Origin of the sequence: Actinomadura sp. (genome assembly GCF_044508335.1) — a bacterium.
Lineage (GTDB): Bacteria > Actinomycetota > Actinomycetes > Streptosporangiales > Streptosporangiaceae > Spirillospora.
This window is the reverse complement of sequence record NZ_JBIQHY010000004.1, coordinates 1-25,066: the sequence shown is the minus strand read 5'-3', so window position 1 is coordinate 25,066 and position 25,066 is coordinate 1. Positions and strand designations below refer to the sequence as shown.

The 25,066-nt window shown below is 72.8% G+C and carries 24 protein-coding genes and 2 tRNA genes; 12 read left to right on the top strand and 14 right to left on the bottom strand.

Translation table 11 applies throughout. The annotated features are described in order from the left end of the window. Window positions 1-131 precede the first annotated feature (131 nt). On the bottom strand, window positions 132-335 hold the full coding sequence (locus tag ACIWVC_RS02770; RefSeq protein ID WP_396445121.1) for a hypothetical protein: 204 nt from the start codon (window positions 333-335) through the stop codon (window positions 132-134). A 267-nt stretch (window positions 336-602) separates the two neighbouring features. On the opposite strand from ACIWVC_RS02770, the gene ACIWVC_RS02765 reads away from it, so the two are divergent. From ACIWVC_RS02765 to ACIWVC_RS02750, 4 genes are all read left to right on the top strand, one after another. Continuing rightward, window positions 603-1,790 (top strand): sensor histidine kinase, encoded by a 1,188-nt coding sequence (locus tag ACIWVC_RS02765; RefSeq protein ID WP_396445122.1) that lies wholly within the window; start codon window positions 603-605, stop codon window positions 1,788-1,790. Window positions 1,791-1,817: 27 nt separating this feature from the next. After that, a complete protein-coding gene (locus tag ACIWVC_RS02760) occupies window positions 1,818-2,465 on the top strand; it encodes a response regulator (protein WP_396445123.1) in 648 nt (215 codons plus the stop codon). 92 nt (window positions 2,466-2,557) lie between these two features. Next, window positions 2,558-2,890, top strand: a complete 333-nt coding sequence (locus ACIWVC_RS02755) for a hypothetical protein (protein ID WP_396445124.1) — start codon at window positions 2,558-2,560, stop codon at window positions 2,888-2,890. Between the two features lie 99 nt (window positions 2,891-2,989). Further along, entirely contained in the window at window positions 2,990-3,670 is a 681-nt protein-coding gene (locus ACIWVC_RS02750) for a DUF4328 domain-containing protein (protein ID WP_396445125.1), read from the top strand. Here ACIWVC_RS02750 and ACIWVC_RS02745 read toward each other — a convergent pair. The 3 genes from ACIWVC_RS02745 to ACIWVC_RS02735 all read right to left on the bottom strand — a co-directional run bounded on the left by ACIWVC_RS02745 (window position 3,667) and on the right by ACIWVC_RS02735 (window position 7,657). Continuing rightward, entirely contained in the window at window positions 3,667-6,999 is a 3,333-nt protein-coding gene (locus tag ACIWVC_RS02745) for a DNA polymerase III subunit alpha (protein WP_396445126.1), read from the bottom strand. The two genes, ACIWVC_RS02750 and ACIWVC_RS02745, sit on opposite strands and share 4 nt — an antisense overlap. Before the next feature lies 1 nt (window position 7,000). Beyond that, complete coding sequence (locus ACIWVC_RS02740) at window positions 7,001-7,276, bottom strand: DUF6504 family protein (RefSeq protein WP_176405780.1); 276 nt, start codon at window positions 7,274-7,276, stop codon at window positions 7,001-7,003. A 108-nt stretch (window positions 7,277-7,384) separates the two neighbouring features. Next, window positions 7,385-7,657: a hypothetical protein gene (locus ACIWVC_RS02735; RefSeq protein ID WP_396445127.1), complete on the bottom strand. Its 273-nt coding sequence runs from the start codon at window positions 7,655-7,657 to the stop codon at window positions 7,385-7,387. A 318-nt stretch (window positions 7,658-7,975) separates the two neighbouring features. Here ACIWVC_RS02735 and ACIWVC_RS02730 point away from each other — a divergent pair, with 318 nt between their 5' ends. The 4 genes from ACIWVC_RS02730 to ACIWVC_RS02715 all read left to right on the top strand — a co-directional run bounded on the left by ACIWVC_RS02730 (window position 7,976) and on the right by ACIWVC_RS02715 (window position 13,026). After that, window positions 7,976-8,692, top strand: a complete 717-nt coding sequence (locus tag ACIWVC_RS02730) for a TetR family transcriptional regulator (RefSeq protein ID WP_396453762.1) — start codon at window positions 7,976-7,978, stop codon at window positions 8,690-8,692. A 109-nt stretch (window positions 8,693-8,801) separates the two neighbouring features. Further along, window positions 8,802-9,764, top strand: a complete 963-nt coding sequence (locus ACIWVC_RS02725; protein WP_396453761.1) for a quinone oxidoreductase family protein — start codon at window positions 8,802-8,804, stop codon at window positions 9,762-9,764. 73 nt (window positions 9,765-9,837) lie between these two features. Next, window positions 9,838-11,199 carry a DUF4389 domain-containing protein gene (locus ACIWVC_RS02720; RefSeq protein WP_396445130.1) on the top strand — a complete coding sequence of 454 codons (1,362 nt, stop codon included), beginning with the start codon at window positions 9,838-9,840 and terminating at the stop codon, window positions 11,197-11,199. 120 nt (window positions 11,200-11,319) lie between these two features. Further along, entirely contained in the window at window positions 11,320-13,026 is a 1,707-nt protein-coding gene (locus tag ACIWVC_RS02715) for a serine/threonine-protein kinase (RefSeq protein ID WP_396453759.1), read from the top strand. On the opposite strand, the gene ACIWVC_RS02710 is transcribed toward ACIWVC_RS02715, so the two are convergent. After that, on the bottom strand, window positions 13,023-13,979 hold the full coding sequence (locus tag ACIWVC_RS02710) for an alpha/beta hydrolase (protein ID WP_396445132.1): 957 nt from the start codon (window positions 13,977-13,979) through the stop codon (window positions 13,023-13,025). The genes ACIWVC_RS02715 and ACIWVC_RS02710 overlap by 4 nt on opposite strands. Before the next feature lie 129 nt (window positions 13,980-14,108). On the opposite strand from ACIWVC_RS02710, the gene ACIWVC_RS02705 reads away from it, so the two are divergent. Next, the gene (locus ACIWVC_RS02705) at window positions 14,109-15,965 is read left to right on the top strand and encodes a serine/threonine-protein kinase (protein WP_396445133.1); all 1,857 of its coding nucleotides are present in this window, start codon (window positions 14,109-14,111) and stop codon (window positions 15,963-15,965) included. A gap of 13 nt (window positions 15,966-15,978) precedes the next feature. On the opposite strand, the gene ACIWVC_RS02700 is transcribed toward ACIWVC_RS02705, so the two are convergent. Continuing rightward, window positions 15,979-16,617 carry a LysE family translocator gene (locus tag ACIWVC_RS02700; protein WP_396445134.1) on the bottom strand — a complete coding sequence of 213 codons (639 nt, stop codon included), beginning with the start codon at window positions 16,615-16,617 and terminating at the stop codon, window positions 15,979-15,981. A gap of 120 nt (window positions 16,618-16,737) precedes the next feature. Between ACIWVC_RS02700 and ACIWVC_RS02695 the strand changes: the two genes are divergently transcribed. Beyond that, entirely contained in the window at window positions 16,738-18,282 is a 1,545-nt protein-coding gene (locus ACIWVC_RS02695) for a glycosyltransferase family 39 protein (protein WP_396453758.1), read from the top strand. Between the two features lie 3 nt (window positions 18,283-18,285). Here the strand turns inward: ACIWVC_RS02695 and ACIWVC_RS02690 are convergent, their stop codons facing one another. The 4 genes from ACIWVC_RS02690 to ACIWVC_RS02675 are packed head-to-tail and all read right to left on the bottom strand — an operon-like array spanning window position 18,286 to window position 22,118. Further along, a complete protein-coding gene (locus ACIWVC_RS02690) occupies window positions 18,286-18,912 on the bottom strand; it encodes a DUF1444 domain-containing protein (RefSeq protein WP_396445136.1) in 627 nt (208 codons plus the stop codon). Window positions 18,913-18,950: 38 nt separating this feature from the next. After that, entirely contained in the window at window positions 18,951-20,462 is a 1,512-nt protein-coding gene (locus ACIWVC_RS02685; RefSeq protein ID WP_396453757.1) for a cobyric acid synthase, read from the bottom strand. After that, a complete protein-coding gene (locus ACIWVC_RS02680; RefSeq protein ID WP_396453756.1) occupies window positions 20,459-21,364 on the bottom strand; it encodes a cobalamin biosynthesis protein in 906 nt (301 codons plus the stop codon). Before ACIWVC_RS02680 ends, ACIWVC_RS02685 begins: the two co-directional genes overlap by 4 nt. Then, on the bottom strand, window positions 21,339-22,118 hold the full coding sequence (locus ACIWVC_RS02675) for a phosphotransferase (protein WP_396453755.1): 780 nt from the start codon (window positions 22,116-22,118) through the stop codon (window positions 21,339-21,341). Before ACIWVC_RS02675 ends, ACIWVC_RS02680 begins: the two co-directional genes overlap by 26 nt. A gap of 113 nt (window positions 22,119-22,231) precedes the next feature. Between ACIWVC_RS02675 and ACIWVC_RS02670 the strand changes: the two genes are divergently transcribed. After that, a tRNA-Arg gene (locus ACIWVC_RS02670) sits at window positions 22,232-22,305 on the top strand. 207 nt (window positions 22,306-22,512) lie between these two features. Here ACIWVC_RS02670 and ACIWVC_RS02665 read toward each other — a convergent pair. The 4 genes from ACIWVC_RS02665 to ACIWVC_RS02650 all read right to left on the bottom strand — a co-directional run bounded on the left by ACIWVC_RS02665 (window position 22,513) and on the right by ACIWVC_RS02650 (window position 24,054). Continuing rightward, window positions 22,513-22,803: a hypothetical protein gene (locus ACIWVC_RS02665; protein ID WP_396445140.1), complete on the bottom strand. Its 291-nt coding sequence runs from the start codon at window positions 22,801-22,803 to the stop codon at window positions 22,513-22,515. 187 nt (window positions 22,804-22,990) lie between these two features. After that, window positions 22,991-23,269, bottom strand: coding sequence for a hypothetical protein (locus tag ACIWVC_RS02660; protein ID WP_396445141.1), 279 nt, complete (start codon window positions 23,267-23,269; stop codon window positions 22,991-22,993). Between the two features lie 231 nt (window positions 23,270-23,500). Continuing rightward, window positions 23,501-23,758 carry a hypothetical protein gene (locus ACIWVC_RS02655; protein WP_396445142.1) on the bottom strand — a complete coding sequence of 86 codons (258 nt, stop codon included), beginning with the start codon at window positions 23,756-23,758 and terminating at the stop codon, window positions 23,501-23,503. Then, window positions 23,755-24,054 carry a DUF6247 family protein gene (locus ACIWVC_RS02650; RefSeq protein WP_396445143.1) on the bottom strand — a complete coding sequence of 100 codons (300 nt, stop codon included), beginning with the start codon at window positions 24,052-24,054 and terminating at the stop codon, window positions 23,755-23,757. Before ACIWVC_RS02650 ends, ACIWVC_RS02655 begins: the two co-directional genes overlap by 4 nt. A 127-nt stretch (window positions 24,055-24,181) precedes the next feature. Between ACIWVC_RS02650 and ACIWVC_RS02645 the strand changes: the two genes are divergently transcribed. Further along, window positions 24,182-24,265, top strand: a tRNA-Arg gene (locus tag ACIWVC_RS02645). Window positions 24,266-25,066 lie beyond the last annotated feature (801 nt).

The following is a 25,066-nucleotide window of genomic DNA, read 5'->3' as shown; positions in this document are numbered from 1 at the left end:
CCTCTCTGTCCGGTGATTCCCACCGTACGACGACTTCTCATACTTTGAGAACTAGATATCAATATATGAGACAGACGATCAAAGGAAAAGGGGACCGAGGCAGAACCTCGGTCCCCTTTTTCGCTGGTGCGTCAGGCCGCGGCGGCGATGCGCCGGCGGGCGGGCAGCTGCCGGACGGGCAGGGCCTCGACCGGGGCCAGGGCGGGCGCGGGCTCGGCGTAGGCGTTCAGCGACGCGTGGGAAAGCTCGGTGAGCCACGGCTCCACGATGGTCCGCTCGGCGGGCCCGTCGAGCCGCGGGTGGGAGAGATGGAACGTGCCGGTCGCTGCGCTCATGCCCAACACCCCTTCCTTGAACCCCGGTGGGCCGCTCCTGTGCGGGTGCCACCGGTTGTCACATACCCCAAGTACGTGATTACAAGCCCCTGGGTTCGACGCCTGTTCCCGGGTGTCGCTCAAATCACGTGGTCAACGCTACGGGGCGGGTCTGACATTCTCGAATGTTCATTCGACCCACGGGACCGTCCGGACGAGCTGCGGCGGGCACCGGATCGGCCGTTCGGCCGATCCGGTGCCCGCCCGGGGGCCGTACCCTCCATGGACGTGAGCGACCTCGGGGCACGGCTGGACCGCCTCCACTCGGTGGGCGGCTGCCTGGTGCGCATCGCGTACGCCGTGTTCGCGTCCCTGTTCCTGCTGGTCTGCCTGGCCATCGGGTACCACAACGCGTCCATCGTGTGGATGGTGGCCGTCGCCGCCGTCGCCAACGCCGCGGCGCTCTCCGAGCGGCTCGTCCCGTGGGCGGCCGCGGCCGGGGCGCTGTCGGCGCTCACCACCCTCTACGTCGGGACGGCGGTCCGGCCGTCGTGGGGCACCCCGGGCGTGCTCGCGGAGATCGGCGGGCTGCTGATCGTGATCGCGCGGGTCGCGTGGAAGACCCGGCGCGAGCAGCTCGTCCCGCTGGCGCTCCTGCTCGGCGCCGCGGTCCTCGCGACGCCGCTGCGCTGGTCGGTGCTCGGCGGGGCGCTGTTCACCGCCCCGCTCGGCATCACGGTGTCGATCGCCCTCGGCGTCGGCCTCTACCTGCGGGCGCTGGACGCGCGGCGGGCCCGGGCGCTGGCGGCGGCGCGCCGGGACGAGCGGCTGGAGCTGGCCCGCGACCTGCACGACTTCGTCGCCCACCACGTGACGGGCATCGTCGTCCAGGCGCAGGCGGCGCGGTTCGCGGCGCGGGCGGGGGCCGGGCAGTCGCCGGAGGAGCTCGACACGATGTTCGGCGGGATCGAGAAGGCCGGCACCGAGGCGCTGACCTCGATGCGCCGCATGGTCGGCCTGCTGCGGGACGCGCAGCACGTCAACGCGCCGGACGGGGAGGCCCTCGCCGACACCGGCTCCGCCACCCGCCCCGTCGGCGACCTCGCCCAGCTCCGCGAGCTCGTCGCCGGGTTCACCCACCCGCCGGCGACGCTGACGCTCGCGCCCGACCTCGGCGCGCTGCCGCCGGAGGTGGCCGCGTCCGCGCACCGCGTGGTGCAGGAGGCGCTGACCAACATCCGCAAGCACGCCGCGGACGCCGCGACCGTGCGGGTCACGCTCGCGCGGGCCGGCGGCGACGTCGAGGTGGCGGTGCGGGACGACGGGCGGGGCCGCGGCCGGATGCTGCCGTCCGGCGGGTTCGGGCTGACCGGGCTGGCCGAGCGGGTCGGCGCGCTCGGCGGGCGGCTGCGCGCGGGCCCGCGCCCGGAGGGCGGCTGGGAGGTCGTCGCGCTGCTGCCGGCCGGGGAGCGGTGATCCGGAAATGCTGACAGAATCGGCCATGTGGCCATCCGCGTACTCGTCGCCGACGATCAGGAGATGGTCCGGACCGGGTTCCGGATGATCGTCGACTCGCAGCCCGACATGGAGGTCGTCGGGGAGGCCGCCGACGGCGCGGCGGCCGTCGCGCTGGCCCGCCGCCTCCGCCCCGACGTGTGCCTGTTCGACATCCGGATGCCGGCGATGGACGGCCTGGAGGCGACCCGCGCGCTGGCCGGCCCGGGCGTGCCCGACCCGCCGCGCATCGTGATCGTCACCACGTTCGACATGGACGAGTACGTCTACGGGGCGCTGCGCGGCGGCGCGGTCGGGTTCCTGCTCAAGGACAGCGGGCCCGCGCTGCTGGTGGAGGCGGTCCGCGCGGCGGCGAACGGCGGGTCGCTGGTGTCGCCGTCCATCACCGTCCGGCTGCTGGAGCGGCTGGCGAAGCCGCGCCCGGCGGCCGCCGCGCCGCGCGAGCCGCTCACCGACCGGGAGCTGGACGTGGTCCGGCTGGTCGCGCGCGGCCGGACGAACGAGGAGATCGCCGGGGCGCTGTTCGTGTCGCTGTCCACGGTCAAGACCCATCTCGGGAGCGTCCACCGCAAGCTGGGCACCCGGAACCGGGTGGAGACGGCCGCGTGGGCGTGGGAGTCGGGCCTCATGACCTGACGACGACCCGGCACGCGGCGCACGCAAGGGGGACCACGACCACTCGGGGAAGGAACACGGCACTGGCACCGGAGTCGCTGAACGGGCTGCCCGTGACCGTCCTGGTCATCTGGGCGCTGGGCGGCGCCGGCTGGGCCGCCGTCCTCGCGGGGCTGCGCCGGGGCCTGCCCGGCCCGGCGCGCGGCCCCGCGCTGTTCGCGCACATCGCGACCCCGGCCGGGACCGTGCTGCTCTTCTCGCTGATCGGCTTCGGGTCGCTGTACGCGACGGTCGCGCTCACCGCCGAATGGTGGGCGCTGCTCGCGGTGACCGGGTTCCGTCCCGAGCGGCTGCTGGCCACGGGCGGCCTCGGCCGGCTCGCCGCGTGGGCCGCCGCCACCGCCGCCGCCGGATGCGCCGTCATGTGGCTCGTGTTCCGGCCGTGACGAATCCGGAGCACGCGGTGTGAACCCGCGTTGGGCCGGGCCAGTCAAACCTACGTAGTATCCAGAGCAAGCGACCGCAAAGGCCGAGGGAGGTGGACCATGCCGTGCGCGCTGTGCGGCGACATCATCCCGACCGAGGTCGACCGGTGCCCGGCGTGCGGGGCGTGGGCGCGCCGCCGCGATTTCCGCGCGGTCGGCGTGGCCGTGTTCATGCTGCTCGGCTTCAACGCGTTCGTCGCGCTCGGCGCGGGGATCAGCCTGCTGAGGTTCGCGCATCCGCTGCGGGGGGCGACGCACGACAGCTATGACGCGGTGGCCACCGGCAACGCCCTCGCCCCCTACGCGGACGTGTTCACCATCGGCGCGATCATGGCCGCGTTCACCGGGCTGCTCTACCTCACCTGGCTGTGGCGGGCGTTCCGGCAGTCGCCGGGCCCGCACCGGCACCACCGCGCCTGGGTCCTGCTCGGCTGGTTCCTGCCCGTCGTCAACCTGTGGCTGCCGCCCCGGACGGTCTACGAGGTCTGGGTGAACAGCGGCCGGTACCGGACGGCCGAGCGGCAGGCCGCCGGGCTCGTCGTGGCCGCCTGGTGGGTCTGCGCCCTGCTGGGGCTGCTCCTCGGGCACGCGTTCACGCACGGCAGCGTCAACACGCTCGCCGAGGCGCGCTTCGACGTCCACCTCGGCGTAGCCGCCGCCGCGTTCCAGGCCCTCGCCGCAGCCCTGTGCATGGCCACCGTCTTCCAGATCACCCGCCTCCAGCTCGTCCGGGAGAGCTAGCCGGAACTGCCCGGGCTTGCGTGCCAGAGGGCGCCCCTCGGGGGGCGCTTGATGGCGGGCCCGGCGTGGCCGATGTCGGCGTACGGGGACGTCGCGAAGCCCGTCGGGTGGACGACGCGGCGGCCGACCGGGCGGCCGTGCGAGGCGGTCTCGCCCATGGCGGCGCGGACGGCGTCCGGCCCGCCCCGGCGCCACTCCTCGTGCAGGGCGTTCAGGTCCCAGCAGGCGTTCGCGGTGATCGAGACCGCGCGGTCCCCGGCGCGGCGGACGCGTCCGCGGGCGACGAGCAGCCAGGAGCCGAACACGGTGGCGGCGCACCGGTCCTGCACCGACTCGAAGAACGTGAGGTCGACCGGGCCGGTGGCGTCGTCCAGCGTGGCGAAGATGACGCGCTGCCCCGACCGGACCGCCGGGGTCTGCGTGGCGACCTTGACCCCGGCGACCAGGACCTCGCTCTTGTCGGGCCGCCGCGGCAGGTCGGCGGCGCGGACGACGCCGAGCCCGGCGAGCAGCGCGTCGTAGAAGGTCAGGACGTGCCGGCTCACGTCCATGCCGAGGATGTCCAGCTCCGCCTCCACGACCTCGGCGGGCGTCATCGGCGGCAGCTCCCCCGCCGGGACGGCGTCGGCGAAGTCGATCTCCCGGCCGGTGCGGTCGTCGGCGAGGGCGAGCTGGCCCTCGACCGGGGCCGGGCCGGCGGTGGCGCGGTCCAGGGCGCCGACGCGGCAGAGCAGGTCGCGGCGCGGGACGCCGCCGTGGACGGTGTCGAACGCGCCCGCCAGCACGAGCCGCTCGGCGGTCGGGCGGGACACCTTGGCGCGGCGCCAGAAGTCGGCCAGCGAGGCGTACGGCCGCTCGTCCACGATCGCGCCGACCTCGGCGTCGGAGATGCCCTTGACCTCGCTCAGCGCGACCCTGATCCCGGTCGGCCCGCCCTCGGACACCGGTTCGGCGTGCCAGGCGGCGGCCGAGCGGTTGACGTCCAGCGGCAGGATCGGGACGCCGAAATGGCGTGCGTCGTCAAGGATGACCCGCTTGGGGTACATGCCGGGGTCGTGGGTGAGGACGCCCGCGTAGAACGCGGCCGTGTGGTGCCGTTTCAGCCAGGCCGACTGGTAGGTGGGCAGCGCGAACGACGCCGCGTGCGCCTTGCAGAAGCCGAACGCGCCGAACGCGGTCAGCATCCGCCAGACGCGGTCGACGACCGGCCCGCCGTAGCCGCGCGCCAGCGCCCGCTCCCGGAACCAGGCGCCGACCGCCGCCTGGCCGCGCTCGTCGCCGAGGCTCCGCCGCGCCGCCTCCGCCGTCGACAGGCCGCAGCCGGTCATGACGTCGATGACGCGGAGCACCTGCTCGTGGAAGACGACCACGCCGAGGCTCTCCCGCAGCACCGGTTCGAGGTCGGGATGCGGGTAGGCGGGCTCGCGGGTCCCCGCCCGCGCCTCCAGGAACGGGTTCACCATGTCGGAGTTGACCGGGCCCGGCCGGAACAGCGAGATGTCGATGACCAGGTCGTCCAGGTCGCGCGGCTGGAGCCGGCCGACCAGGTCGCGCTGGCCGGGCGACTCGATCTGGAAGCAGCCGAGCGTCCGGGACGTGCGGATCAGCGCGAACGTCGCGGGATCGTCGCGCGGGACGTCCTCCAGGACGATCTCCTCCCCCGACAGCCGCCTGACCTCCGCCACCGCGTGCGCCATCGCCGACTGCATCCGCACGCCGATGACGTCGAGCTTGAGCAGGCCCATCGCCTCGACGTCGTCCTTGTCGAACTGGCTCATCGGGAACCCGACGGCGGCCTGCTCGACCGGCGTCCGGTCCCGCAGCGTCGGATTCGACAGCAGCACGCCGCACGGGTGCATCGCGATGTGGCGGGGCAGGCCGTCCAGCCGCTCGGCGATCCGGAACAGCACCTCCAGGCGGCCCGCCGCCAGGTTGCTCTGCCGCAGCTCGGGCAGGTCGTCCAGCGCCGCGCGGATCTGGCTCGCCCGGATCCGCGGGAACGCCTTGGCGATCGCGTCGATCTCCGCCGGCGGGAGCCCGACGGCGTTGCCGACGTCGCGGAGCGCGCTGCGCGCCCGGTAGGTCTCCATCATCGACACGCACGCCGTGCTCTCGGCGCCGAACCGGTCGAACAGCGCCCGGTACGCCTCCAGCCGGCGCGCCGACTCCACGTCCAGGTCGATGTCGGGCAGCCCCTCCCGGCTGTCGGCGAGGAACCGCTCCATGAGCAGGTCGTGCCGCAGCGGGTCGAGGTCGCCGATGCCGAGCAGGTAGTTGACCAGGCTGCCCGCGCCCGAGCCGCGGATCGCGCAGCGGATGCCGCGCTCCCGGATCAGCGCGGCGGCGTCCGCGACCGTGAGGAAGTACGGCGCCAGTCCCTTCCGGGCGATGACGCCGAGTTCCCGGTCGAGCCGGTCGGCGGCCTCGCGCGACCCGTCGAGCCCGCGCCGCGCCATCCCCTCCGCGCACCGCGCGACGAGCCGCGCGTACGGGTCGCCCGCCACGGCGGGCAGGTGGACGTCGTCCATGCCGAGATCGCGGCCGGGGTCCAGGACGCAGCGCTCGGAGAGCCTCCGGGTCGCGCCGAGCAGCGCGTCCGCCTCGCCGGCGCCGCAGGCGCGCTCCGCGGCCAGGCGCATCTCCGGGACCGGCTTCAGGTAGGCCTGCCCGGTGCGATCGTCCAGGTGCCGCCGGTCCAGCGGGACGAGCCTGCGCGCCGCGTCCAGCACCTGCGCGACCGGGTGGTCGGCCGGATCCAGGTACCGGACGGCGTTGCCGAGCACGGCGGGCACCCCCGCCGCGCGGGCGAGGGCCAGCATCCGGGCGGCCCGCGGGCCGTCGCCGCGGCCGTAGTGGTTCACGATCTCGATCGCGGTCTCGGCCGCCGCGCGCCAGGCGTCCAGCCGCGCCGCCGCGACGTCCGGGCGCCGCCCGGCGACGGCCCGCCCCACGTCGGACGCCGGGCCGAGCAGCACGACGAGCCCGTCGGCGTGCGCGGCGACCATCTCCCGCGTCACCACGGGGTTCCCGCGCTCGCCGGCCGCGTGCGCCGCGGACACCAGCCGGCACAGCGACCGCCATCCGGCCCGTCCCTCGGCGAGCACCACGACGCGCTCCTCGCCGGTGGAGGCGACGCGCAGATCGGCGCCGACGACCGCGCCGATCCCGGCCTCCGCGCAGGCCCGGACGTGCCGGACGGCCCCGTACAGCCCGTCCCGGTCGGTCAGCGCGAGCGTCTCCATGCCGAGGCCCGCGGCGCGCTCGGCCAGCGCCGCCGGGGTGGCGACGCCGTAGCGGAGCGAATAGCCCGAAGCGACATGAATGTGCACGTCAATCCCATACCCGGGAGAGCAGCCAGCTGTCGGCGGCCACGTCGTACCGCAGCTCGTAGACGCCGATCTCCCTGTCCGGGGTCGCCTCGACCCGCCAGAACTCCCGCTCGCCGGTGGCCTCGCCGGCGGGCTGCTGCTCCCGCCACCAGTCGCGGGTCGTGACCCAGTGCTCCAGCACCCGCCGCACGGCGTAGAGCCGGCCGCGCCAGACGAACCGGACCGGACGGCCGTCGCTCACCCAGACGTCCACCGGATCGCCGAACACGCGTGTCATCTGCCTCCCCCTCGCGCTCACCGCACGGGGGAAGGGAACATGCGGCCGTTCGAACAAACGTTCGCATCGGAGTCTAGGGAAGCCGCCGGTCCCGGGGCAAGGCGGATATCAGGTCAGGAGGCGGGTCAGTTGGTCGGCCGCCGCGGCGGCGTCGGCCACGTCGGCGATGCCGCCGTCCGGCCACAGATAGGACCAGCCGTCGCCGGCGGGGGTCGCGACGACCATGAGCCGGCGCCCCGAGCGCGGGCCGTAGACGGCCAGCAGCGACTCCCCGGGGCCGGTGAGCCTCCAGGCCAGGCCGCGGGCCTCGACCTCGCGGGCGAGCGCCGCGAGGTGGCGCCGGCGCGTCTCGGCGATCTCGCGCCCATCGACTACTGACACATCAGCCGCCTCATCACGGTCCAAACCGTCCCGATGACCTTGAGCGATCATGCGGCGACGAATGGTGACCGGCTCTCAGCATGACCCGAAATCCGCGGCCGCGCGGGGAGAATCCGGAGAGTGGGACGGCTGTTTCCCGTTCTCGGGGGGATGGATCCCCGGGAGGGGCGCGACGCGCCGCGCACCCGTGCGCCAATCGGCGCCGGGGCGCCTTCCGGCGGCCGGAACCCGCCCGCATGCGGAGGGTCCGTCCGTGATAGAAGCCTCTGTGAGATGGGCATGCCGTGCCCGCGTCATGCAGACAGAAGGAGCGAGCCGATGAGCGCCGTCCCCGCCGGCGACCCGTCAGGCCCCATGTCCGGCCCCGCCTCCGATCCCGGCCCGGGCCATGCCTCCGGGCATGCCTCCGGGCAGGGGCGCGCCCTGGCCGGGCTCCGCGAGCGCAAGAAGCAGCGGACCCGGCTCGCGCTCATCGACGCGGCCCTCGACCTGTTCCTCGCCAAGGGCTACGAGGCCACGACGATCGACGAGATCGTGGCGGCGGTGGACGTGTCGCAGCGGACGTTCTTCCGCTACTTCGCCACCAAGGAGGACGTCGTCACCGGCTTCCTCAGCGAGTACGACCAGGTGCTCCTGGAGGCGCTGGCGGCGCGCCCGCCCGGCGAGCGGCCGTTCACCGCGCTGTTCGAGTCGCTGCGCATGGCGCTGCGCACGATCGCCGAGAGCGACCCGGCCGAGGGCGCCCGGTTCCGCCGCGTCCGGCAGGTGATCGAGGCGACGCCGGCGCTGATGGCCGCGCAGATGGCCCGGTACTCCGCGTCGGCGGAGGCGCTCGCCGCCGAGATCGCGCGGCGCGAGGACGTCGACCTGGAGCAGGACCTGCGGCCGCGGATCGTCGTCGCGTTCTACCTGGCGGCGGTCAAGGTCGCGTTCGAGGAGTGCGCCCGCCGCGACATCTGGGACGCCGGGACGGTCGCGGCCCGCGTCGAGGAGGCCGTGACGCTCGCGGGGCGGACGATGCGCGACTGGGTCTGACCGCCCCGCCCGCGGGGCACGCCCCGCCCGCGCGGAATAGCCGGCGGGACGCCCCGGTTTCCGAGATCGCCGATTTCCAAGCACGCGTTTCCGAGCCGAGGAGGACCCAATGCGCGCGATCGTCGTCACCGAGAACGGCGGACCCGAAGTCCTGAAGGAGGCGGAGCGTCCCGCCCCGGAGCCCGGCCCCGGCGAGGTGCTGATCGACGTCGCGGCGGCCGGCGTCAACTTCATCGACGTGTACTTCCGGATGGGCCGGTACCCGCAGGACCTCCCGTACACGCCGGGCGTGGAGGCGGCGGGGACGGTCGCCGCGGTCGGCGACGGCGTCCGCGAGTTCTCGGTGGGCGACCGCGTCGCGTGGGTCAACGTGCAGGGCGCCTACGCGGAGAAGGCCGCCATCCCGGCGGACAAGGTCGTCCCGGTGCCGGACGGCGTCGGGCTCGACGACGCGGCGGCGTCGCTGCTGCAGGGCATGACCGCGCACTACCTGACCCGCTCGACGTACCCGGTCCAGGCGGGCGACACCGTCCTCGTGCACGCGGCGGCCGGCGGGATGGGCCTGCTGCTCACCCAGGCGGCCAAGGCGCTCGGCGCGCGCGTCATCGGCACGGCGTCCACCCCGGAGAAGGAGCGGCTCGCCAAGGACGCGGGCGCGGACGTCACGATGAACTACGACGGCTTCGCCGAGCGGGTCAGGGAGCTGACCGGCGGCGAGGGCGTCGCCGTCGTGTACGACGGCGTCGGGGCGCCCACGTTCGACGGGAGCCTGGCGTGCCTGCGGCGGCGCGGCACCCTCGCGCTGTACGGGGCGGCGGGCGGCCCGGTGCCGCCGTTCGACCCGCAGCGGCTCAACAGCGCCGGGTCGGTGTACCTGACGCGGCCGTCGCTCGGCCACTTCGTGGAGAAGCGCGAGGAGCTGCTGGAGCGCGCCTCCGACGTCTACGGCTGGGTGGCGTCGGGCGCCGTGAAGGTGCACGTCGGGCACCGCTACGACCTCGTCGACGCCGCCGCGGCGCACACCGATCTGGAGGCGCGGCGCACCACCGGCAAGCTCCTGCTGATTCCCTGACCGCCTCTTGCGGCCCTCCTGACTCCCATAGGCTGGGCCGGGAAAGACGATCTTCCGAGGAGCGCCGCCCCCCATGACGACGACCGCCGCCGGACCCCTGGAGCAGGACGAGCCCCGCGTCCTCGGCCCCTACCGCCTGCTCGGGCGGCTCGGCCGGGGCGGCATGGGGACCGTCTACCTGGGCGCGGAGCCGGACGGCCGGCGGGTCGCGGTGAAGGTCGTCAACCGGGACCTCGCCGGGGAGCCGGCGTTCTTGGAGCGGTTCCGCCGCGAGGTGACCGCGGCGCGGCGCGTCCACCGGTTCTGCACCGCGCCCGTGCTGGACGCCGAGCTCGACCAGGACCCGCCCTACATCGTCACCGAGTACATCGACGGGCCGAGCCTGGAGAAGGCCGTCGCCGAGCGCGGCCCGCTGCCCGGCTCCGACCTGGAGGGGATCGCGGTCGGCGTGGCGACCGCGCTGGCCGCGATCCACGGGGCGGGCATCGTGCACCGCGACCTGAAGCCCGCGAACGTGCTGCTGTCGTCCACCGGGCCGCGCGTCATCGACTTCGGCATCGCCCGCGCGCTGGACGCGCCCGACGGGCCGACCAGGACCGGCCAGTTCGTCGGCACCCCCGCCTACATCGCGCCGGAGGTGCTGCGGGGCGAGCGGGTCGAGCCGGCGTCGGACGTGTTCGCGTGGGGCTGCGTCGTCGCCTACGCGGGGACGGGACGCCCGCCGTTCCGGGGCCGGACCGTCGCGGAGACGTTCCACCGCATCGGCCGCGCGGCCCCGGACCTCGCCGGCCTCGACCCGGGGCTGCGCGAGATCGTCTCCGCCGCGCTCAGCAAGGAGCCAGCGGCGCGCCCGACGGCGCGGCAGCTCCTCACCCGGCTCGTCGGGCAGGAGAAGGCCGACCCGGAGCGGGCCGCGGAGACGATCTCGCTGTCGTGGCGGGGGCCGGCCCCGCTCCCCGAGCCGGTACCGGACCCCTCGCCGGAGCCGGCGCCGGAACCTTCGTCCGCGTCTTCGCCGGAGTCGCCGGCGGGGTCCTCGCCCGGACCGGAACCCGTCCCGGACGCCGGGGCTCCCCGGCCGCGGCCCGTCCCCGAGACCGCGGCGGAACCGGGACCGGGCGGCGGGCGGACCGTCACGGTCGACCTGCCGTTCCCGGGCGAGTGGCGCGGCCCGCGGCGCTGGTTCACCCTCCTCAGGGGCCTGCTGGTCATCCCGCACCTGGCGGTGATGCTGGCCATGTACGCGCTGCTGGTGATCGTGATGGTGCTCAGCTGGCTGGTGATCCCGTTCACCGGCCGCTACCCGCGCCCGCTGTACGGGCTCGTCGTCGGCTGCCAGCGCTGGTCGAACCGGGTCGTCGCGTACGCGTTCGGGCTCACCGGCGAGAAACTGCCGCCGTTCCGCACGCTTCCACGCTCCGGCCGAGCCCGGTGACGCCCTCCGGCGCCGTCCCCCGGACCCCGGTCACCGCCCTTTAAGGGAGCTTCGCGCGCTGACCGGCGGCGAGCCCACTAGGGTTCTACGGAACGACTCCCCAGATTTCCCAGGATCACGATGACCACGCACGCAGGAGAGAACGGTGAGGCCCTGCGCCCCGAGGACCCCGCGGAACTCGGCCCCTACCGGCTGATCGGACGGCTCGGCCGGGGCGGCATGGGGACGGTGTACCTCGGCGAGGACGCGGCCGGGCGCCGCGTCGCCGTGAAGGTGATCAACCGGGAGCTGGCCGGGGAGGCCGCGTTCCGGGAGCGGTTCCGCCGCGAGGTGACCGCGGCGCGGCAGGTCCGCCGGTTCTGCACCGCCCCGGTGATGGACGCCGAACTCGACCGCGACCCGCTGTACGTCGTCACCGAGTACATCGAGGGGCCGAGCCTGGAGAGCGCCGTCGCCGAACGCGGCCCGCTGCCCGGCTCCGACCTGGAGGGGATCGCGGTCGGCGTGGCGACCGCGCTGGCCGCGATCCACGGGGCGGGCATCGTGCACCGCGACCTGAAGCCCGCGAACGTGCTGCTGTCGTCCACCGGGCCGCGCGTCATCGACTTCGGCATCGCCCGCGCGCTGGACGCCGCCGACGGCCCGACCCGCACCGGCCAGTTCGTCGGGACGCCGAACTACCTGCCGCCCGAGCTGCTGCGCGGCGAGCAGGTGTCCCCCGCCTCCGACGTGTTCTCGTGGGGCTGCGTCGTCGCCTACGCGGGGACCGGCACCGCGCCGTTCGCGGGCAGCACGGTCCCGGAGATCTTCTACCGGGTCGTGCACGAGGAGCCGAAGCTGGACGGGCTCGACCCGGGCCTGCGGGACGTGGTCGCCGCCGCGCTCGACAAGGACCCGCGGCGCCGGCCGTCCGTCCAGGAGGTGCTCGGGCGGCTCGTCGGCAACGGGACCACGGACCCGGCGACGCTCGCCGAGACCGTCCAGGCGGGCTGGCACGGCGTCCCGGCCGGGGCCGCCGGCGGCCCCGCCGCGCACGCGGCCGCCGCCGCACCCACGGTGCTCCAGCACGGCGCCGACACCACCCGCCGCGACGCGCGGCCCGGCTCGCGTCCGGGCGGCGGCCTTCCCCGCCGCCCGCTGCTCATCGGGGGCGCGGCGGCCGCCGCCGTGGTGCTGCTCGCCGTCGCCGCGTTCACCCTGCTGCGCTCGGACGGCCCGCCGGACGACCTGGCGACCGCGTTCAGCGACGCGTTCTCCAACCCCGACTCCGGCTGGGGCGACATCTACGACAAGACCTACGGTTACGCGGACGGCAAGTACCGGATGCAGACCAGCGGCACCATCGGCGGGGTCACGCGCTGGGTGCCGAAGGACAAGGCGGAGGACTTCCCCGACCCGATGCTCGCGACCGTCACGGTCTCGGTCGAGCAGGGCCCCGCGGACGCCAAGTTCGGGCTGATCTGCCGGGGCAACGAGGACGCCAAGAAGCAGTACGTGTTCCTCGTCCGCAACGACGGCAAGGGCGCGGTGCTCCGCAAGATCAACGGTGATCTCGGCACGAAGGACCTCGCGACCCCCGACTCCGTCCCCGGGTTCGACTCCAAGGGGCCGAACAAGGTGCAGATCGCCTGCGAAGGTCAGGAGGAGGACGGCCCGAAGGTCCGGCTGCGGCTCTGGGTGAACGGCGAGAAGGTCATCGACGAGACCGACACCGACCAGCCGATCGCCAACGGGTGGGTCGGGATCCAGATCGAGCGGGGCGGCAACGCCGCCCAGCAGATCGTGGCCGACTTCGACGACTTCGACATGTCGAAGATCCGCGGTTAGGCGGCCGGCAGGTAGCCGTTCGTCCAGCGGGCGAGTTCCTCGAACACCCGCGTCCGGGCGGGCTCGGCGGACAGCACCAGGTCGTGCAGGCCGCCCTCGATCCGGACGATCGTGACATGGCGCCCGATCCTGGGCGCGTACCGGGCCATGTGCTCGACGTTCAGGACGGCGTCGGCGCCCGTCACGTCCAGCACCCTGCGGGTCGGGCGGACGCTGCGCGCCGACGCCATGACGAGGACCGGCACGTCGACGTCCAGCCCCTTGCGCAGGCGGAGCTGCCCGCGGCGGACCGCCGCCAGCCACGCCGCCCGCACCGGGAACCCGAGGATCGGCTTCCAGGCGAGGTCGAAGTCCCATTCGCCCTCGTGCTCGCGGTGGATGCTGCGCGGATACTTCTCGGACACGCCCGCCGGCAGCTTCGCCTTCGGGAACCTGGAGCGCAGCGCCCGCGCCAGCCCGGCGCCCGCCTTGCGCATGACGAGCGGCTCGGCGAGGTCGAAGAACGGGCTGTTGAGGAACAGGCCGTCCACCAGGCCCCTGCCCTTCACCCGGTCGGCCCAGAGCGCGGCGATCAGGCCGCCGGTCGAATGGCCGTTCAGCAGGAGCGTGTCGTGGCCGTCCACGTCGCGGATGATCCGGACGGCCTCGCCGATCTCCGGGAAGTAGTCCGAGAGGCTCTCGATGTAGTTGGGCGTCTGGTGCGGGCGCAGCGACCGCCCGTACTTGCGGAGGTCGAGCGCGTAGAAGTCGAAGCCGAGGTCCACGTAGAAGTCGGCCAGGTGCTTCTGGAAGAAGTAGTCGATGAAGCCGTGCAGGTACAGCACCGCCCGGCGGGACGGGTCCGGACGGCGCCGCCGCACGAGCGTCGCCACGACCTCCCCTTCGGCGTCCCGGCCCATCGGCAGCTCGATCGCCTCGTAACCCGGCCCGAGCACGTCGTCCTTCACGTCCACGCTTTCCTCCCGAACCCGGCGGCCGTTCCCGGCGTCCAAGCGTACGGGCGTTGATTTCCAGACGGGGACCGGACACCCTGCGCACGACGCCCGAAAACTGAAAGACGCCCTTCCGTCCCGGGAGACACCATGCAGGCCCCGCTTCGTGATCGCGACCCGCGGCAGCTCGGTCCCTACCGGCTGGCCGCACGCCTCGGAAGGGGCGGGATGGGCACCGTGTTCCTCGGCGAGGACGGCACCGGACGCCAGGTCGCGGTCAAGGTGATCAACCCCGAGCTGGCCGACGACGAGGCGTTCCACGAGCGGTTCCGCCGCGAGGTGACGGCGGCGCGGCAGGTCCGGCGGTTCTGCACGGCGGCGGTGCTGGACGCCCGGCTGGACGGCGACCCGCTGTACGTGGTCACCGAGTACGTCGCCGGCCCCTCCCTGGACGAGGCCGTCGGCTCGGGCGGGCCGCTGCGCGGCGGCGACCTGGAGGCCCTCGCCGTCAACATCGCCACCGCGCTCGGCGCCATCCACGGGGCGGGGATCGTGCACCGCGACCTCAAGCCGTCCAACGTGCTGCTCTCCCCGACCGGCCCGCGCGTGATCGACTTCGGCATCGCGCGGGCGCTGGACGCGTCCGACGGGCCGACCAGGACCGGCCAGTTCGTCGGCACCCCCGCCTACATCGCGCCGGAGCTGATGCACGGCGAGGAGATCACCCCGGCGGCGGACGTCTTCTCCTGGGGCTGCGTCGTCGCCTACGCGGGCACGGGCCGCGCCCCGTTCGGCGGCGGAACGGTCCCGGAGATCATCCACCGGGTGACGTCCGCCGACCCCGACCTGGACGGCCTCGACCCGGCCGTGTCCGGGCTCGTGGCGCGGTCGCTGGCCAAGGACCCGGCCGAACGCCCGACGGTGAAGCAGCTGATCCAGACCCTGACCGGCGAAGACGAGCCCCCCGAGACCCCGCCCGCCGGCGTCCCGGCTCCCGGTTCGCCCGCCGCGAGCACGCCGCCCGCAAGCGAACCGTCCGCAGGCGCGGCGGCCGCAGGGGCAGCGGCCGCGGGTGCGGCGGCCCCCAGTGCGGCGGCCGCAGAACCGCCTACCGCCGGATCAGCGGGCGCGGAGAAGACCGCTGCGGTGCCGCCGCCCCCGCCGGAGCGGCGGACCACCGTCGACTCCGTCCCGCCCACGCAGCCGGGCGGGACGCCGCCGCTCCCGCCCCCGGCTCCGCCGCCGGCCGCGTCCGCGATGCCGTCCTCACCCCCGGACAGGCGGCGGGGACTGCACCGCGACCACCGGTTGCTCATCGGCGCGGTGGCGGCCGTCGCCGGCATCGCCGCCCTGGTCGGGCTGACCAATCTGCCGGACGGGGACGGAAAGCCGAACGGCTCCGGCGGCACCGCGGCGGCCGCGGACATCGGCGAGGACCCCCCGGACGTCAAGGACAAGGTCTTCGAGGACAAGTTCAGCGACGAGACCTCCGGCTGGAAGACCGCGGCCACGGCCGCCTCGGACGCGTCCTACCGAGACCGCAAGTACGAACTCCGCGTCCAGCCCGCGACGACCCACACGATCGTCGACGCCCCGGTCGCCGACCTCCCCGACTCGCAGCTCATCGAGGTCAAGGTCACCTCCGACGAGGACGGTGAGGCGGGGGTGTTCTGCCGCGGGCGGAGCGGCTTCGCGTTCCTCCTCCGCCCGGACGGGCTGGCGAGCATCGCCAAGCTGAGCTCCGGCCGGGTGGTGGGCAGCGTGGTGGTCGGCAAGGCCGGCGACCTCGGCGACGACGACAACCGGATCCAGGCCGCCTGCGTGGAGCGGAGCGAGTCGACCATCGACCTGGCCATGTGGGTGAACGGGGAACGGGTCCTGTCGTCCGCCTCCACCCCCATGGGGGACGGCGTCTCCGGTCCGAGCGGCCTGCTCGTCGCGCGTTCCGAGAACGCCGCCGGATGGCCCCGGGCGGTGTTCGACGACTTCGCGCTCTGCTCGGTCTGAGCCGGCGGCCGCGTCAGTCCTTGCGGCCGGTGGCGGCGACGGTCACGCCCAGGCCGATCATCATCAGGCCGCCGGTGCCGCCGATCGCGGCGAGCCGGCGCGGGGAACTCGCGAACCACTCGCGTGCCGCTCCGGCGGCGATGCCCCACACGCTGTCGCTGAGCAGCGCGATGAGCCCGAAGACCACCCCGAAGACCATCATCTGCAGGGGCACGTGACCGTGCTCGCGGACGACGAACTGCGGCAGGACGGCGGCGAAGAACACGGTCGTCTTCGGGTTCGTGATCCCGACGACGAACCCCTGGAGGAGCGCGCGGCCACCGGTCCGGCCCGCTTCGTCCGCGCCGATCGCCTCCTGGAGCGAACGCCGGTGCCGGATGGCCTGCACCCCGAGGTACACGATGTAGACCGCGCCGACGATCTTCAGCGCGGTGAACACCACCACGGACCGCTCGACGATCGACCCGATGCCGACCGCGACGGCCGCGGTGAGCACGAACGCGGCGAGCACCCCGCCGATGACGCCGGTGAGCGCCGTGCGCCGCCCGTGCGCCAGTGCCCGCCCGACGACGAACAGCACGGACGGCCCGGGAATCACGATGATCACCAGCGCCATCGCCGAGAACGCCAGCAATTGATGCAGCGAAACCATGGATCGCACCTTACGCAGCCCCGCCGGCATCCCACACCGATTATTCGCCCGGGCGGGGTGTCCGGGGCCGGTCGGGGGAAGATCGTGACTTCGGTCGCGTTCGCGGCATACGTTCGGATCATGTCCGCCCCTGCCCATGAGGCGTCCGATCCGGCCGAGGTCGATGTTCCGTCCGATTCCACTCCCACTGGGCCGGCGTGGCGGCCCGTGCTGCTGCTGGCCGGGGCGCTGGGGGTGCTGCTCATCGCCCTCAGCACGCGGTACGGCTACCACCGCGACGAGCTGTACTTCCGGGTGGCGGGACGGCATCTGGCCTGGGGGTATCCCGACCAGCCGCCGCTGCTGCCGCTGATCGCGCGGGCGGTCACGGCGGTGTTCGGCGACTCGCTCGTCGCGCTGCGCGTCCCGGCCGCGCTGTTCTCCGCCGCCGGCGTGCTCGTCGCCGCGCTGACGGCGCACGAGATGGGCGGGGGACGGCGGGCGCAGCTGCTGACGGCGGCGTCCTACACGGTGTGCCCCTTCGCCGTCGCGATCGGGCACACGTTCTACACGGCGACGCTCGACCTGCTGCTGTCGACGGCGATCGTGTGGCTGACCGTCCGGTGGGTGCGGACCCGCGACCAGCGGCTGCTGCTCGCCGTCGGCGCCGTGTCGGCGCTGGCGCTGAACGTGAAGTACCTGGCGGCGTTCCTGCTGGCCGCGCTCGTCATCGGGCTGCTGGTGTCGGGGCCGCGCGAGTTCCTGCGGCGTCCGATGGCGGCCGCCGGGATCCTCGTCGCCGTCGCCGCGGTCGTCCCCGGGCTGGTGTGGCAGGCGCGGCACGGGTGGCCGCAGATCGACATGGCGGGCGCCATCGCCGACAAGGGGGACTTCGCCGGACGGCCCGGTTTCATCCCGTTCCAGCTCATCATGACCGGCGTGTTCACGTCCTGGCTCTGGATCTACGGGCTGTGGCGGACGTACCGGTCGGACGACCTGCGCGAGTTCCGTTTCCTCGGGCACGCGTACCTGCTGCTCAACGTCCTGTTCCTGATCACCGCCGGCAAGCCGTACTACCTGAGCGGGCTGTGGGCGGCGCTGTGGGCGGCCGGGGCCGTGGAAATCGAGCGGAACGGCGCGCCGCGCGGGTTCCACTGGCTCACCTCCGCCCCGGTCTACGTGATCACCGGGATCACGTCCGTCCTGCTGACGCTGCCCGTCTTCCCGGTGAAGTGGCTGGCCGACACGCCGCAGCCCGCGATCAACGCCGACGCGGCCGAGATGGTCGGCTGGCCCCGGTTCGCCGAGCAGGTCGCGGACGTCTACCGGTCGCTGCCGCCGGACGAGCGGCCGGCGGCGACGATCATCGTCGGCAACTACGGAGAGGCCGGTGCGATCGACAAGTACGGGCCCCGTCTCGGCCTGCCCCGCGCGTACAGCGGGCACAACGGCTTCTGGTACTTCGGGCGGCCGCCGGACACGGGCGGCCCCGCCATCGTCGTAGGCCCCGACACCGTCGCCGAGGGCGCCGGGCTGCACCGCTTCTGGTCGGACGTCCGCCCGGTGGCGCGCATCGACAACGGCGTCGGGCTCGACAACCAGGAGCAGGGCAAACCGGTGTGGGTGTGCCGCGGGCAGCGCGCCCCGTGGACGCAGCTGTGGCCGCGGATGAAGCAGCTGTCGTGACCGTCAGGCGGGCAGGACGTCCCAGGCTCCGCCGCGGCGCACCATCAGGTCGTGCGTGAGGAGGCTCCCCGCCGGGACGTCCCACGTGGGGTCGGAGGCGTCGCGGTCCCCGGCCCACACCTGCGCGACCGCCCAGCGCAGCTTGTCGACGCCGTCGGGATGGCCGGTGCCGGACGCCACGAACACGTCCCGCGCGGGCGCCGCCACGACGAGATCGCCGTCCACGTCCTGCGCGAGCTTCTCCAGGAACCCCTCGTCCAGCAGCAGGCCCGACTCCAGGGTGCCGCGCCCGGCCGTCCCGCCGAGCGACACGGTCACGGCGCGCACGTCCGGGTACCAGCTGAGGCTCAGCTCCGGGCGCAGGTCGCGCAGGTTGATCACCGCGCGGCGGCGCAGCTCGCCCGGCGGCACGCCCATCTCGGCGCAGTGCCGGCGCGCCACGTGCTCGTGGCGGCGGCCGGACGGCAGGCCCTCGTCGGCGATCTCCAGCGCGTAGGTGACGTACAGGTCGCCGGCGAACGGGTCGCGGATCGGCTCCTCGTCCGCGGGCAGCGGGAACTCCAGCTGGATCTCCGCGGGCACCCGCGCCTTCATCAGCGGGACGATCAGACTGGACCGCGGGTCGGTCACGGGACGTTCCTCCTGATGCCTGGTGCGGCCTGAGTGGATCACCTTACCGCCGTGGCGGGAGGTTCCGGGGCGCCACCGGGAGGGACGACGGGCAGGCCGCCGGGCGCTCCGCCCTCGATGATCCGCCACAGGGCATCGGTGTCCAGGTGCTGTTCTACGAGGTCGCCGAGCGCGTCCAGGGTCGCTTCTCGCAGCTCTTGGAACGACGTGTCGGGCGCCGGGGTGAAGTCTCTTCGAGCGTGCTGGGCCACGTCCTTGAGGAAGGCTCTTCTGAACCCGTCGTTCTCCATGGCGCCGTGCCATGTCGTCCCCCAGACGGCGCCTTTCCGGCAACCGTCCAGGAACGGCCGGCCCTGCGCCGTGACGACGCCATGGTGGATTTCATAGGCGAGGACATCCTGGCCATAAGCCTGGCCTGTGGGCCGCCCGAGTATCTTCTCTTCCCCGAATTCGACTCTCGCCGGCAGGAGACCGAGCCCCGGCATCGTCCCCTTCTTGGACTCGACGTCGTCCACGATCTCTTCGGCGAGCATCTGGTATCCGCCGCAGATACCGAGCACGGGCCGGCCTTCCTCGGCTCGCTTCTGGATTTCGGCGGCCATTCCCCGGTCGCGGAGCCATCCGAGATCGCTCACAGTGGCCCTGGTGCCCGGCAGCACCACGAGATCCGCCTCCGCGAGGTCCCCGGCGCTCGCCGCGTACCGGACGATGACGCCGGGCTCGCAGGCCAATGCGTCCAGGTCCGTGAAATTCGAGATGCGCGGGAACCTGACGACGGCGATGCGCAGCGTCTCCTTCCCGTGCGGGCCTTGAGCTTCCGGCCTGGGCGCGTCCAGGGCCAGGGTGTCCTCGGAATCGAGATAAAGGCCGAGCTTCCAGGGCAGCACGCCCAGCGTCGGCCGCCCGGTAAGGGCCTCAAGCTGCTCCAGCCCCGGCTTCAGCAGCTCGTACGCCCCCCGGAACTTGTTGATCACGAACCCCGCGATCAGGGCCTGATCCTCTTCATCGAGCAGCGCGACCGTCCCGTACAGGGATGCGAAGACACCGCCGCGGTCGATATCGCCGACGACGACCACCGGCAGACCGGCCGCACGCGCCAGCCCCATGTTCACGATGTCGCCGACCCGCAGGTTGATCTCGGCCGGGCTCCCCGCCCCCTCGCACACCACGACGTCGAACTCGGACCTCAATTCTTCGAGGCTCTCAAGCACGACGCCTTTCAGCCATTCCTTGTGCGCCCCGTACTGCAGCGCATCGACCTCCGCGACGGGCCGTCCCAGAACCACGACCTGGCTGCGCCGATCACTTCCGGGCTTGAGCAGCACCGGATTCATCACGGCCCGCGGCTCGACCCTCGCCGCCTGGGCCTGCATGTACTGCGCCCGCCCGATCTCCGCCCCATCACCGGTCACCATCGAATTCAGCGACATGTTCTGGGCCTTGAACGGCGCGACCTTCACACCCTGCCTGGCCAGCCAGCGGCACACACCCGCCGTGACGACGCTCTTCCCGGCGTCCGACGTCGTCCCCGCCACCAGCAGCCCGCTCACCTCAGCACCCCGATGATCGCCGCCGCCGCGAACGTCACCGCCGCGGAAAGCCGGACGGCCCGCCTGATGTCCCTCACCCCGGGCGCCTTTCCGTCCCCCATCTCCGGCCGGTGCTCGACGCGTCCCCCATAAGCGTTGACACCCCCCAACCTCACGCCGAGTGCGCCCGCGAACGCCGCCTCGACCCGTCCCGCATTGGGGCTCGGGTGCTTCTTGCCGTCCCTCCGCAAAACCCTGTACGCCTCAGGCCCCCCGCAAAGCACCACCAACCCTCCGGTCACCCTGGCCGGAACCCAATTGGCGACATCGTCCAACCTCGCCGCCGCCCACCCGAACCGCTCATACCTCGGATTCCGGTACCCGACCATCGCGTCGAGCGTGTTGACGGCCCGATACATCAGCAACCCGGGAATCCCCGCCACCGCACCCCACACGAGCGGAGCCACCGAGGCGTCCGACGTGTTCTCGGCGACCGATTCGACGACCGCCCGGCTCAACCCCCGCGCGTCCATTCCCTCAGGGTCCCGCGCGCACAAATGAGACAACCGCCCTTTGGCCCCGGCCACGTCACCCCGCTCCAACAAACGGGCCATGATCAGCCCTTCCCGCCCCAGCGACGTCCCGCCGAGCACAGCCCACGTGACCGCCGCAGTGACCGGCCCGTGCAGACCAAGCCGGCGGCTCACCCGCTCAATACCGACCCCGACCGCACCCGCGCCGCCCACCAGAACCCCGGCGTAGACAACCCCGCGCCACCGGGAATCCCCATAAACCCAGCGCTCGGCTACTGAAGCCACACGCCCGAAGCCCGCGACCGGATGCCACCGCCTCGGATCGCCCAGAAAGGCGTCCAGCACGACCCCGCCGACCAGCCCCTCAGCAGAGCCGCGCATCAAGTTCATCCCAATGCCTCTCAAGCCAGTCCTGCGCACGCCGAATCCGCGCCCCGGCACCACCGTCCCAGGCCCGCGCCCATCCCCCACCGCGCTGCGCCCTGGCCCGCATCGCCCGATAGGACCGCTCAAACCTCACCCGCGCGGCCCACAGCACGTCCCGCCGCACATCCCGATCCAGCCCGTAAGCATCACAGAAGACCTTGATCCTCCGCCCGACGTCGGCGCCATAGAGCAACGCGTCCCGATCGGCGGGATCCTCAATGGGCCCCCAATGCCGCAGTGCCGTGACAACGTCGAACAACCGCGTCGTGGGCCGCGCCAGATCGAAATCGATCAGGGCCACCGGCACGCCACCCCGGAAGACCACATTCTCCGGCGTGACATCGCAATGCCCGATGACCTCGGGCTCCCCGTCCAGATTGGACAGGTCCCCATCCCAGCCGGCGTCCGGCACACCGTAGGAGGCCACCGCATCGTGGTACCGCCGCAGCAGCTGCCCGACGCCCCGCAGCGCGTCCTCCGAAACCACGTACTCCGCCAGCGGCCGGTGCGGCGCCTCCCCCGGCACCCAGCTGAGCACCTCCCGCCCCCGCTCATCGACGCCCAGCACCCGCGGCGCCCCGTCGAACCCGACCGCCTCCAGATGCCGCAGCACCCCGTGCACAGCCGCACTGTGCGCCCCGAGCGGCCTCCGCACCGTCTCCCCGACCCGCACCACGCCCTCCGACACACCCCCGGAGAGCGACACCTCAACAGCCACAGCACCCAAAGATAGATCCCGAACGCCCACCCACGCGTGGTAACGGCGTTATAGATGTGGAGCTGGAGGACCCGCCCCCTTACACTGTGTCCCGGCGTCCCGCCGGGCGCCGGGCGCCCGTAGCTCAGCTGGACAGAGCATCGGACTTCTAATCCGACGGTCGCGGGTTCGAATCCTGCCGGGCGCGCCCCTACCACCAGGCCATCTAGCCTCTGACCTGCGAGGACACTCCTCCCGTCAGATCGCCCGGATGCAGCCAAATGCCACCGAACGCAGCCGCGCGGCACTGTTCTCGGAATATACGCGGAATGACTTGGCCCACGTTTCCGCAGGTCAGCACGAAAGCGGAGAGAGGCCCCGGGATACTCCGGAGCCTCTCCACGGCAGTTGCCGATCATGCCAACGCATCCTCGATGCGCTGGTTGGCGACGTCGCGTTGCCCATCTATGCACTTGGCGTAAACACGCAACATCACCTCGACGCCGTGCCCGGCACGTTCGGCCGCTTCGGGAGCATGGACACCCGCGTTCAGCCACAGCGACACAGCCGCATGCCGTAGGTCGTACGGCCTGGCCGCCAACGGCGACTCGACCTGATCGGGGGTTAGCGCCAAGACACGAGCCCGCTTCCAGACCTGCGCGTAGGCCGAGCCGGAAAACGACTGGCCGCCACCAGTAACGAACAACCGCCCATCCTCGGCCGCACCGAAGGCGTCAAGGGGCGGCGGCGCTTGGGCCGCTGCGCGACCCCGCGCCTGGCCGCCCGGAGCGTGCGGCGTGGGCGCCGGTCACCGGACGGCCGCGCCGGGCCGCGCATCGCGACGCGTCCGCCGACCCCGCCCCGACCGCTCGCCGCAGGGTCGCGCCGCCGCCTCAGCCGTCCTCCTGCTCCACCAGGCCCATCGCGAAGGCGAACGTCTCCACGAACTCCCGGTACGCCGGGTCCGTTTCACCCGCTGCCAACGCTGCCAGCTCGTCAGCAATCCGCTGCTTGTCCGCGTCGGAGAGCTGGTTGAGGAGGTAACCGGCGTACTCCAACTGCTTGAGCGCCGTGTCATCGTCCAACACGGTCTCGTCGCAGGTCTCGAAGAACCACGTGTATGCGACCACTGCCCTGAGCAACTGCGTGACCAGTTGAGGATGTTCACTCATCGCCGCATTCCAGCAGGCCCCACCGACAGGCCGTCCAAGCTGGACTGGAAGGGTGCGGGGCTCCCCCCGACCCGATGTCTTGAGGATGGCGGCGAACGGAACCTGTCAAGGGCGCCCTTCGGGCGTCACTGCGTGATGGCTGCGCCACCCTTGACAGAACCCGTCCGCCGCTAGGTACAGGTCTCGACGGGTCAGGGGGAGGAAGGTGGGGGAAGAACAGCGGCTACGCCGCTACCCCATCCACAGGATGTCGATGATGCGCAGCGTCTCGGCCTCGTCGTCGACCAGCAGCGTGAGCATGCCCTCGTTGTTGGAGCCGAAGAAGGCGTGTCGGATGGCTGTCTGACCTGGCCGTTCGGGCACCGCGTCCCACGGCGTTTCCAGGAGGTCGAGGAGGCGCTCAAGTAGTGGGCCGTCGCGAACTTCGTTGGGCAGTCCGTTCAACTCGTACAGCGCACGGCCGTGGAAGCCGTCCCAGCGGTACGTCACACCCGGCCTTCCCAGCCAGGCGGCGTGTAGCGAACGAAGCTCTCTTCCCTGCCCTGCAAGGCGTCCTGTACCGCCTCGTCGTAGCCGGGACGGCCGTAGGCGATGGCGCGTAGGCGCCACTGTCGGAGGAGGGTTTGGACCTGCTTGAAGCGGACTAGGTCGTGAGCGGCGTCGAGCGCCTCGTCATACTCGGCCCGGAACTGGTCACGATGCGCCGGCGGGAGCGCATCGAAGATCGCAGCCGGATCCTCGCCGGGATCGCGCGGCGCGGTCGGTTCCTCGGGCTGGGCGGTCATGGTGTCCAATCTACCTGTGAGCCGCACGGGGGACAGAGACTCCTGCGGAGCAGGCGGCGGGCTCCGAGCAAGATCCGGAGAATGTACGGAATGATCTTGTGGGGAGCGCCGTCCCGCCGGAAAGTACGCGCAGGTCAACGAGGGTGCGGAGCGTCCGATGATCCTCGGACTTCTAATCCGACGGTCGCGGGTTCGAATCCTGCCGGGCGCGCCCCGCCTGACCTGCAGTCTTACCACTGCCAAGATCCAAAATTCTGTCCCGGTTCGTCCTCGTGTTCGCTCGATGTTCGCTCGGCTGTCGCGGAGCGATTCGCTGAGCCCTCCCCATCCTGGTTGACACCAACATCGAGCGTCCTTGGCCACTGCGCCGACGCGTCTGTGAATGCCGCGGCTGTGCGGGACTTCGGGGTTTGACCGGCCGTCTGCCTGCGGCAGGCGCCGGGGTCCGCTCCGACCTCCGGAGGTCGGAGCGGACCCCGGTGTCAAGAGTCTGCTGGTCAGCTTCTGCCGGTCATCGGTTCGACGTCTTCACCCGGTGGACGACACGGCCCGTCGCTGCCGTTTCGTTCGGCTCGGTCGGGTGCGGGCGCTGAGGATGACCGCGGCGGCGTCTTGCCTGGACGCACTCGCCGACGGAGGAGAACCGCGCGTCGACCTCGGCCGCATCGCGGGCCGCGCCTGGTCCTAGGGGGCCGAGCCTCGGCTGAAGATCGCCTACGGCCCCGCCGCGGACCCGGCAGAACTGCGGCGGCGCATCCAGGACGAGGCGATTCCGAGGCTCTGCGGCGCACTCGAACGCGGCTCGCTCCCCACCGCGGTGCGGCTGCACCCTCTGTCCGGAGAGCGGTCCGCGACCGTCATCTGACGCCCTGGCCGGATCTTGGTCCCGGGGGCCTGCGAACGTCATTAAGATCCCCTGGTGATCTTCAAACGGTCTGTTGCGGCCGGTGGTCTGCTCTGCTTGCTCGTCCCCTGCGCGCTGGTCGGCGCGCCCCCCGTCGCCGCTGACGAC

Bases quoted from the DNA above. Each gene is read 5' to 3' on its own strand.
- ACIWVC_RS02770 (WP_396445121.1), bottom strand. From the start codon at position 335: ATGAGCGCAGCGACCGGCACGTTCCATCTCTCCCACCCGCGGCTCGAC.
- ACIWVC_RS02750 (WP_396445125.1), top strand. From the start codon at position 2,990: ATGCCGTGCGCGCTGTGCGGCGACATCATCCCGACCGAGGTCGACCGG.
- ACIWVC_RS02740 (WP_176405780.1), bottom strand. From the start codon at position 7,276: ATGACACGCGTGTTCGGCGATCCGGTGGACGTCTGGGTGAGCGACGGC.
- ACIWVC_RS02730 (WP_396453762.1), top strand. From the start codon at position 7,976: ATGAGCGCCGTCCCCGCCGGCGACCCGTCAGGCCCCATGTCCGGCCCC.
- ACIWVC_RS02725 (WP_396453761.1), top strand. From the start codon at position 8,802: ATGCGCGCGATCGTCGTCACCGAGAACGGCGGACCCGAAGTCCTGAAG.
- ACIWVC_RS02720 (WP_396445130.1), top strand. From the start codon at position 9,838: ATGACGACGACCGCCGCCGGACCCCTGGAGCAGGACGAGCCCCGCGTC.
- ACIWVC_RS02715 (WP_396453759.1), top strand. From the start codon at position 11,320: ATGACCACGCACGCAGGAGAGAACGGTGAGGCCCTGCGCCCCGAGGAC.
- ACIWVC_RS02705 (WP_396445133.1), top strand. From the start codon at position 14,109: ATGCAGGCCCCGCTTCGTGATCGCGACCCGCGGCAGCTCGGTCCCTAC.
- ACIWVC_RS02700 (WP_396445134.1), bottom strand. From the start codon at position 16,617: ATGGTTTCGCTGCATCAATTGCTGGCGTTCTCGGCGATGGCGCTGGTG.
- ACIWVC_RS02695 (WP_396453758.1), top strand. From the start codon at position 16,738: ATGTCCGCCCCTGCCCATGAGGCGTCCGATCCGGCCGAGGTCGATGTT.
- ACIWVC_RS02680 (WP_396453756.1), bottom strand. From the start codon at position 21,364: ATGAACTTGATGCGCGGCTCTGCTGAGGGGCTGGTCGGCGGGGTCGTG.
- ACIWVC_RS02660 (WP_396445141.1), bottom strand. From the start codon at position 23,269: ATGAGTGAACATCCTCAACTGGTCACGCAGTTGCTCAGGGCAGTGGTC.
- ACIWVC_RS02650 (WP_396445143.1), bottom strand. From the start codon at position 24,054: ATGACCGCCCAGCCCGAGGAACCGACCGCGCCGCGCGATCCCGGCGAG.